The following is an 8,314-nucleotide window of genomic DNA, read 5'->3' on the forward strand; positions in this document are numbered from 1 at the left end:
TCCCTGATTTCTCGAATTTACCTCAAGATTTTAACTTAACAAATGATGTTCGATCGCAAACCTGACTAATTCCGATCGATTGGCAGTATCCGTTTTTCGCAACAAATTACTCACGTATTTTTCAATCGTTCGAGGACTCAAAAAAATGCGATCGCCAATTTGAACGTTCGACAAACCTTGAGCCAACAACTCGAGAACTTCCCGTTCCCGAGGCGTTAAGTCGATTTCCGGCTCCAACGCCACCGAGTTATCTCGGCGTTCTTCCCCTTCGGAAGAAGTGGGCGATCGCTGGGATTGCGAGGCATGGCCCACCATCGTATAACGGTCTAAAAAATTCCGCACCACCGCGCCGAGTTCTTCCAACTCAAACGGTTTGGGCATATACAAATCGATTCCCAACTGATAGCCCCGAATCCTATCTTCGACTTCGTTTCGAGCCGTTAAAAAAATCACCGGAAGCAGACGAAAGGCCGGTTGTTGGCGAACCTGACGGACGAGTTCAAACCCGTCCATTTTCGGCATGATGGCGTCGGTGACGATTAAATGGGGTTGGTATTTGTTAACGAGTTCCAAGGCTTCGCGACCGTTGGCCGCCGGAACAGCCGAATAACCCGATATCTCTAAGTAGTCGGCGATCGAGAGGCGCGTTCCCGGATCGTCATCTACAACTAAAATTGTCAGCGGCATGAGTGAGGGGTCTGGTTCGACCCAATACGAAACAGCGTCCAGTGGACAACAAATTAGACTCGATCGAATTAGACTCGATCGAATTAGACTAAATTTAACAAGAACCGAACCTAGAGTGCAGAGAACCCGTTTTTATGTTCCCAAGCCAGCGGGTGGAATCGAGATTTAAGGTTCGATCGCACTGTCCCTAGGTTCGTCTGTGCGCTCTCTCTCAAACCGCCGACGCTTGCAAGCTCGACGGCCGACCGAGATTTCCCACTAAGGTAATGCCGCGTTGGTTGGCGTGCAAGTGACGCAGGATTTTGTAAATGGTCTCCACCTCTTGGGGACGACCCACTTTTTCGGAAATCTCCTCCAAGGTCATGGGTTTTCCGGCAGACCGAAGAACTTCGATGGCTTGTTTTTGCAAGTCCAACACGGCGGCGGCGGCTTTCTTCCCGGCTTCGACTCCCGGTTGGTGGTAGGCGTTGACGTTAATCAGCGACGCATACAGCCCCACCGCCCGCTCGTACAGGGCAATCAACGCCCCGACAGACCGGGGACTGACGCGGGGAACGGTGACGGTAATCGAACCGCGACCGTTCTCGAACAGGGCTTGTCGAGTGCCTTGCAGGAATCCTGACAGGTAGTCTCCGGAGGTGATGCCGGGTTCGAGTTCGGGAGAGTCTCCTTCTCGGTCTTCGAGAACTTCGATAAAGGTGACGAAAAAGTTGGCGACCCCTTCTCGTAACTGCTGGACGTAGGCGTGTTGGTCGGTGGAGCCTTTATTCCCGTAAACGGCGATGCCTTGATGGACGATGTTACCGTCGAGGTCTTTTTCTTTCCCTAACGATTCCATTACCAGTTGTTGCAGGTAGCGGCTGAACAATAACAGGGAATCTTTGTAGGGCAGTACCACCATGTCTTTTTCCCCTTGACCGTTCCCCGCGTGATACCAGGCTAAGGCCAGAAGGGCGGCGGGGTTGGTTTTGATGTCGGGGATGCGGGTGGCGGCGTCCATTTCCCGCGCCCCGGCGAGAAGGGCGCGAATGTCGATGCCTTGCAGGGCGGCGGCGGGAAGTCCGACGGAGGAGAGTTCGGAGGTACGACCCCCTACCCAGTCCGCCATCGGAAAGCGGGTAATCCAGCCTTCTTTTTGGGCGGTGCGATCGAGTTTGCTGTCGATTCCGGTAATGGCGATGGCCTGTTTGGAGAAGTCCAGACCCCGTTGGGCGAAGGCCTGTTGCACTTCTAGCATTCCGTTGCGGGTTTCGGGGGTGCCGCCGGATTTGGAAATGACGATGACCAGGGTGCGATCGAGTCGATCGCTTAATTGCTTGAGGGTTCGATCGATCCCCGCCGGGTCGGTGTTGTCGATAAAGTGAATGTCGAGGGGGGCGTCTATCGGTGCCAGGGCGTCGGCGACGAACTCCGGTCCTAATGCCGAACCGCCGATCCCGATCGACAGGATATCCGTAAATCGATCGCCCTGGGGCGGGCGAATTTTACCTGCACGTACCTCCTCCACGAAGGCTTCAATTTGTTCGATGGTGTCGGTAATTTCCGCTTTGATGTCTGGGGTCGGGGCTAAATCGGGATCGCGCAACCAATAATGACCGACCATACGGTTTTCGTCCGGGTTGGCGATCGCGCCGCTTTCCAGGGCAGCCATATCGCGAAACGCCTTGTCGAACTTCGGTTTCAGGCGATCGACTAACCCCTCGTCGAAGTCTACACGACTGACATCGACGTAAATTCCTAATTCTTCGTGATAATAAAGCCAGTTTCGATAACGTTCCCAGAGCGTAGCGGCATCCATAAAGTCGTTTGACCTCTATCGATTTCGTTCTCGGTGCGACTGTTCCCGCCTCCCGCGCTGTCTCTGACGAGATCGCCGCAGTTGTGACGAGTGCGACGGTGCGAGACTCTCCCTTAGCGTATCACGGCATTTGCAACGCTCTGCCGCAAAAACCTTTACAGAAAAATGGGAATTCCCATTATCATGGAAGGGGTGGTGTATCTAAACCACCACTGGGTTGGTCACTCGCCCGAAAACCTTTGAAAACGGCAGGACGCACCGTCGCGCCGGACTGGATGCCCCGTCCGCTCTGCGAAATGCGCTCTGGCGGTTTCGATCGCCGACTCAAAGTTGCTGGGGACGGTGTGAGGTGAAACGCTATAGCATGGTCAGACCGAACAGACGCACGCCGCGTGCGTACCCCCCCGAAGGGTTCAGAACACCGGGGGCTGAGCGGAAACCAACGGATAGCGAGATAACAGCAGCCTGGATAGCGATCGATCGATCGATCGCGTCGCAGCCACCGACTGTTTACACTTCCCGCCGGTCTTCCGTTGACCTCAGCTTCTCGTTCGCACGCTGGAAAGCGTCAAGCTTGAAAGCGTTTTACTACACCCTTGTCAAAATTTTAGCGTTTGCATGACACCACAGACCACAGCCGACCAGATGCAACATCAGACGTTTGATGATTTCGGACTCCGTCCGGAAATCTTGAACGGAATTCGCGAAGCTGGATTTCGCGCCCCGAGTCCGATTCAGCAAGAAGCGATCCCCATTATTTTAGGAGGGCGCGATGTCGTGGCGCGGGCGCAGACGGGAACGGGAAAAACCGCCGCCTTCGGACTCCCCGCCATGAACGCGGTGAAACACTCCAATTCTGTCGAAGTTCTCGTTATCGTTCCCACCCGCGAGTTAGCTTCCCAAGTTAGCGACGAACTCTATCGCCTCGGACGCTACGATGGGATTCGTACCGTGGCCGTGTACGGCGGTCAGTCCATCGATCGCCAAGTGAGTTTGATCCGACGCGGGGCGCAAGTGGTCACGGCGACGCCGGGACGCTTGCTCGATCACCTGAAATCGAAGCGTTTGGAGTCGTTTAACCCTTCGATCGTCATTCTCGACGAAGCGGACGAAATGCTCGATATGGGCTTCCTCGACGATATCGATCAGATTTTCAAGTATTTACCGGAAGAACGTCAGACGTTGCTGTTTTCGGCGACGGTTCCCCCGGCGATTCGTCAGTTAGCTAAGAAAATTCTCAAAGACCCGGTTTCCATCGACGTGACGCCGAAAGGCGGTGCGACCACCAACGTCGATATTACTCAACGTTACTACGTTCTCGAGGAGCGGGAACGGGAAGAAGCCCTGGTTCGACTGATCGATACGGAATCCCCCAATAAGGCGTTGATCTTCTGTCGGACGAAGAAGGAAACCGATATGCTCTGTACGACGCTGGTATCTCGGGGGTACGCCGCCAGTTCCCTCCACGGCGATATGCAGCAGCGACAGCGCAACGAAGCCATCGACAGCTTCAAGAAAGGTCGCATCGATTTACTCATCGCTACGGACGTGGCGGCGCGGGGTCTCGATATTAACGACGTGACTCACGTTTTTAACTATCACATTCCCTTCGACCCGGAAAGCTACGTTCACCGCATCGGACGCACGGGACGCGCTGGACGCAAGGGTACGGCGATTACCCTGGTGACGCCGTTGGAGTTCAAGAAACTCACCCGCATCATGCATACTTCCGGTGCGCCGATGGTGTACGAAGAAATTCCGACCATCAACCAGGCCAAAAAACAGTATCAAGCCGAACTGTTAGGCAAGTTGCAACACCAACATATCGACGAAGAAGCGGTGGAGTTGTTGCAACAACTCGAGGAAGAAGTCGATTTGTCGCAAATCGCCTGTAAAGCCTTGTCTATGTTGCTCGATCGCCAACCCGTCGGCGGACCGAGTCGCATCGGCTTCAGTTCCAAGGAAGTCGAACGCATGATGCACCGTTCCAAACGGCGTAAAGGCGGAGGCAAGCGCCGATACAATTCTCGCAGTTCTCGCCCCCGCCGTTACAAGCGTTAAATCCTGGGCGAACTCAGGTTAACGGGCAACTAGACCACTTGATACGGCGAACCTTCCAATTTGCGGCATTCTTTCAAGCCCAAATTGGGATTTTCGCGGTATCCTTCTTCGGGAACCCACACGCTCACCTCGAAAGATTCTGTGTCGCCCTCGCCCTTCGTGGACACCCAATAGAGGTAATCCACATCGCGATCGTAGTTCAGACCGACACGGAGATTAGAAAAGTCATCTTCGCAAATTTCAAAGCCGAACCGTACCACGATTTGCGCCAAGAGACATTCGGGGGTGTGTCGGTGTTCCCCAGCAGTTTCCCGTTCGTCCCAAAACTTTTCTAAAAAGCGATCGAGCTTCGGCAGAACCTTTTCCGGACTACCGTTGCGACTGGCATACAGGATCGCGGGGTTCCCTTCAACCAAAATATGGAAGGTGGTGTTCATGTCGTCTTCTCCTTGCTGGCAATACGGCCGAATTGAGACGGGAGTTTCCTGCCTCGGGGACTGAAGTTTCCTGTTTCCATTATTCGTTCGATCGCGATCGAGTGCCAGTCGCCCCACCGGAGCTTTTTTAGTGAAGAGGGTAGAGGGTAGAGTGAAGAGTCGAGAGGGACAAGGGGAAATTTTCATCATCTCCCCACCTCCTCAACTCATCATCTCCTCGCCCTCAGTGGTGCAGAAAACTTTTCGAGATTTGGGGCTTGACAAAATACATCAAATATGTATCTGAAGCACAGATCCCCGGCAGCCATTGAGCGATCTGAGATTTGGGGGTCAACCCTTTAATACGGCGATATCTTTTTTAACAAGGGTTTCAGGACTTTTCTGCACCACTAAGCCTCATCATCTCCTCACCTCATCACCTCCTCATCACTCCTTGGGGAGTTGATATTGACTCACGATACGTTTGGCGAACGTCGGAACGTGGGCTTCCAGTTTTTCGGGGTGGTTGCGTTTGACGTAAAGATAGTTGCGGGTAAAGTGGGAGTCGATGGAAAACCGGGCGTATTCCAGTCCTTTGGGTCCGACTCGTTCGATGACGACGCCCATGAGTTTCGCCGCCCACATGGGAAGCGTAACGCCTTTATCGTAAGCGGGGATGCTTTGTTGTACCGCTTGACGGCGATCGCCACTCGAAGACACCGATTGCGTGTCCAGTTGCGGTTTCACCAAATCGAGCATTTCTTGCCCCGTGTCGTTGCGAACCACCAGCCACTGCCAGCGAAACGGCGCCCCCATGTAACCCACCACGAGATCGGCTAAACCGTTGACGTAATCAAAACAACTCATACAAGAGGGGGCGAAAACGTCCTTGAGTTCCTTCGTGTTCAACCCGAAAAAAGGAACCGTTTCGATCGATCCGTCTTCGTGTTTGAAATGAATGCGGAAATCCTGCATGAACTCGTAATGCACCACCGTATCCGGCGATTTACTGGTGGTTTCGAGGAACTTTTGCAAGCCTTCGCGGGTGACGTTATCCACGCAAGGGGTTCCCAGAACGTAGAGTTTTTCCAACCCCAGCTTGTCTTCAACCGCCCGCAACGCCTGAATCTGACAGCCGACGCCAATCACCAACAACCGCTTCATTCCCGACTGTTCGATTTGCTCCAACACCGATAAATTGGGAGAAAGCGTCGGTTTGTTGACGCGGGCGGCTAACACCTCTTCTGGCGTCCGGGCGATGACGGGCATCGGTTGAAAGCGATCGTCCGGGGAATTCTGCACGCAGACGACGCCCTCGACTTTCCCCGAATTCAGCATTTCACAGGCGATCGTGCTGACGATTCCCGTCCACTGCGCCCCTTCGATGGGTTCTTTCTTACGGGCGGCCATCATATCTTGATGAACGCCGAAATACAGTTCGAGTTCGTTCTCGAGATGGCGAACCCGTCCGTGACTTTGAACTTCTAGGTTATCGAACTGTTGGTTGATAAAGGCGCAGGCTTCTTTAACGTAATGGATGTAATAGGTATCGCAGAGGCCGCACTCGCTACAGAGTTCCTTGGCGGGGCGACGGCTTCCCGGTTTGAGTGCCTTGGCTTTGCGATGCTTGGTGGGGTTAACCGCAGTCATTTTGTTAAATTCAGTCTCTCAAACGTCCTTTATCTAGAGTAGCCCTTTCGGTGATGATGGGATGAGGAGGTGAGGGTACGATCGAGGTGATGAGGTGAGGGAATGAGGTGATGAGGAAACACCACACCCTACGAATCGATCGGTTGGGGGCGGTGCGTGACGCGGTAAGGTCAATTGTTCTGACTTCGGCTTCCTTTTTCTGCCCGCGTCACAGCACCCTACGCATCTCAACGACGCACACCGACTCACCCTCCCATCATCCCTTCATCCCCTCATCCCCTTATCCCCTCATCAGCGAATTTCCCCAGTCCAGCGAAGAGTTTGTTCGGCTTGATGTCCGGCGAATTCGCGAATGGCGGTGATGTCGAGTTCGACGCCGATGCCCGATCTCAGGTATTGTTCTTCAATCGGCAAGCCAGATAAATCGATGGTGAAACGGTTGAAGTTTTGGGTGACGAGTTCCGGGGGAATTTCGCCTTCGTAGCGGGTGCGGGGGCGGCGATTGTCAAATCGAGAGGTCGATCGATACTCGAGGCGAAATTGCGTTGTAATTAAATGGGATTGTTGCGCCAAATCCACCAACGCCAACTCTAGATTATTGGCGTTCGTAACGACGTTGGCAACATTTAACTCTGTGGCTTCGCTGGCGAGAATGGCATGGTTGACGTTATAGGTAACGCGATCGCTCGTTTGCGTGGCGTCTCCGTCAATCCAGAGTTCCTCAGAAAAATCGGCGTTGACGAACCCTTCCTCGTTTAGCGAAAGCGTCACGGGAACGTCTTCAAAGTCGGAAATGGGGCGATCGGCACTCCAAACCACTTCTACAACTTTTTCGAGGCGTTCGACAAATTCCCGATATTCGTCGTCTACTACCGAACCGGGTGCGAGTAAACTTCTCGCCCCCCGTCGGAGGTTCCAAATATCTTTCGTTAACTCGACGGTTCGAGTTCCCAGTTGCGATAAACTCAGTTCGATCGCAGGCTGTTCGGGCGGAAGCGGCTCGTCACCTTCAACCAAGCTCAATTGACCGGGTTCGCCATCGACTCCATCTCGTCCGCTGTAGCCACGCTCTCCCCGTTCGCCAGGGTCGCAGTAATAGCGGCGATCGTCGACTTCCCAACTCCAATCGCGACAGCGACATCCCCGACCGCCAGAACCGCCCCGTCCGCCGTAACCGCCCCGTCCGCCCGAAGCGTCCACCTCAATCTGTCGCAAATCGGCGCGATCGCGATAGTACACCGTCAGCGAACCTCCCCGTCCGCCATCACCCCCGTTTCCCCCATCGCCCCCGTCGCCGCCTTTCGCCCCCTGCAAATCGTAAGGGACGTCTTCCGGTTGAATGCAGTTATAGGCATCTCCTCCGTCGCCGCCGTCGCCTCCGTCCCCGCCATCTCTCCCAATTAAGGAAATAGAGGTGGATGTCCCGTCGAGAACCAGGGTTTCCGAGGTTCCCGGTCGTCCCTGGCGTCCGCTGCTGCCGTTATAGCCGTTGCTGCCTGCAAAGCCAAAGGTTGACGCGGCCAAACTTAGGGTAACGCCGCCCAAGGCGACGGCGAGAGTTCCAACACCGAGAAAGCGACGCCATCTCTGTGACTCGATCCTTGTAAACCTCCCCATTTAACAATTTCCTCAAATCCGCTCGTCTCCATTATCAAAAATTTTGGGTTTAAAACCCCGCCCTTCTAGGGCGGCTTGACCGTAA

8 protein-coding genes are annotated in these 8,314 nt (G+C 54.2%); 2 read left to right on the plus strand and 6 right to left on the minus strand.

Annotated features, from left to right (window positions below; genetic code table 11):
- Window positions 1-30: 30 nt before the first annotated feature.
- A complete protein-coding gene (locus ACP5D4_RS13055; RefSeq protein ID WP_428012061.1) occupies window positions 31-687 on the minus strand; it encodes a response regulator transcription factor in 657 nt (218 codons plus the stop codon).
- Window positions 688-898: 211 nt separating this feature from the next.
- Window positions 899-2,485, minus strand: coding sequence for a glucose-6-phosphate isomerase (locus ACP5D4_RS13060; RefSeq protein ID WP_428012062.1), 1,587 nt, complete (start codon window positions 2,483-2,485; stop codon window positions 899-901).
- Window positions 2,486-2,493: 8 nt separating this feature from the next.
- Here ACP5D4_RS13060 and ACP5D4_RS13065 point away from each other — a divergent pair, with 8 nt between their 5' ends.
- Window positions 2,494-2,838, plus strand: a complete 345-nt coding sequence (locus ACP5D4_RS13065) for a hypothetical protein (protein WP_428012063.1) — start codon at window positions 2,494-2,496, stop codon at window positions 2,836-2,838.
- Between the two features lie 265 nt (window positions 2,839-3,103).
- The gene (locus tag ACP5D4_RS13070; protein ID WP_428012064.1) at window positions 3,104-4,546 is read left to right on the plus strand and encodes a DEAD/DEAH box helicase; all 1,443 of its coding nucleotides are present in this window, start codon (window positions 3,104-3,106) and stop codon (window positions 4,544-4,546) included.
- A gap of 29 nt (window positions 4,547-4,575) precedes the next feature.
- Here ACP5D4_RS13070 and ACP5D4_RS13075 read toward each other — a convergent pair whose 3' ends face one another.
- From ACP5D4_RS13075 to ACP5D4_RS13090, 4 genes are all read right to left on the minus strand, one after another.
- Window positions 4,576-5,172, minus strand: a complete 597-nt coding sequence (locus ACP5D4_RS13075) for a hypothetical protein (RefSeq protein ID WP_428012065.1) — start codon at window positions 5,170-5,172, stop codon at window positions 4,576-4,578.
- Between the two features lie 237 nt (window positions 5,173-5,409).
- Window positions 5,410-6,612, minus strand: a complete 1,203-nt coding sequence (locus ACP5D4_RS13080) for a Coenzyme F420 hydrogenase/dehydrogenase, beta subunit C-terminal domain (RefSeq protein WP_428012066.1) — start codon at window positions 6,610-6,612, stop codon at window positions 5,410-5,412.
- 291 nt (window positions 6,613-6,903) lie between these two features.
- A complete protein-coding gene (locus tag ACP5D4_RS13085; RefSeq protein ID WP_428012067.1) occupies window positions 6,904-8,136 on the minus strand; it encodes a hypothetical protein in 1,233 nt (410 codons plus the stop codon).
- Between the two features lie 2 nt (window positions 8,137-8,138).
- Window positions 8,139-8,261, minus strand: a complete 123-nt coding sequence (locus tag ACP5D4_RS13090) for a hypothetical protein (RefSeq protein ID WP_428012068.1) — start codon at window positions 8,259-8,261, stop codon at window positions 8,139-8,141.
- Window positions 8,262-8,314: the final 53 nt, after the last annotated feature.

Origin of the sequence: Baaleninema sp. (genome assembly GCF_049974805.1) — a bacterium.
GTDB lineage: Bacteria > Cyanobacteriota > Cyanobacteriia > Cyanobacteriales > Geitlerinemataceae > Baaleninema.

What these genes read in the sequence shown, in the direction of transcription:
- ACP5D4_RS13080 (WP_428012066.1), bottom strand. Translation starts at nt 6,612, where the DNA reads ATGACTGCGGTTAACCCCACCAAGCATCGCAAAGCCAAGGCACTCAAA.
- ACP5D4_RS13060 (WP_428012062.1), bottom strand. Translation starts at nt 2,485, where the DNA reads ATGGATGCCGCTACGCTCTGGGAACGTTATCGAAACTGGCTTTATTAT.
- ACP5D4_RS13055 (WP_428012061.1), bottom strand. Translation starts at nt 687, where the DNA reads ATGCCGCTGACAATTTTAGTTGTAGATGACGATCCGGGAACGCGCCTC.
- ACP5D4_RS13090 (WP_428012068.1), bottom strand. Translation starts at nt 8,261, where the DNA reads ATGGAGACGAGCGGATTTGAGGAAATTGTTAAATGGGGAGGTTTACAA.
- ACP5D4_RS13070 (WP_428012064.1), top strand. Translation starts at nt 3,104, where the DNA reads ATGACACCACAGACCACAGCCGACCAGATGCAACATCAGACGTTTGAT.
- ACP5D4_RS13075 (WP_428012065.1), bottom strand. Translation starts at nt 5,172, where the DNA reads ATGATGAAAATTTCCCCTTGTCCCTCTCGACTCTTCACTCTACCCTCT.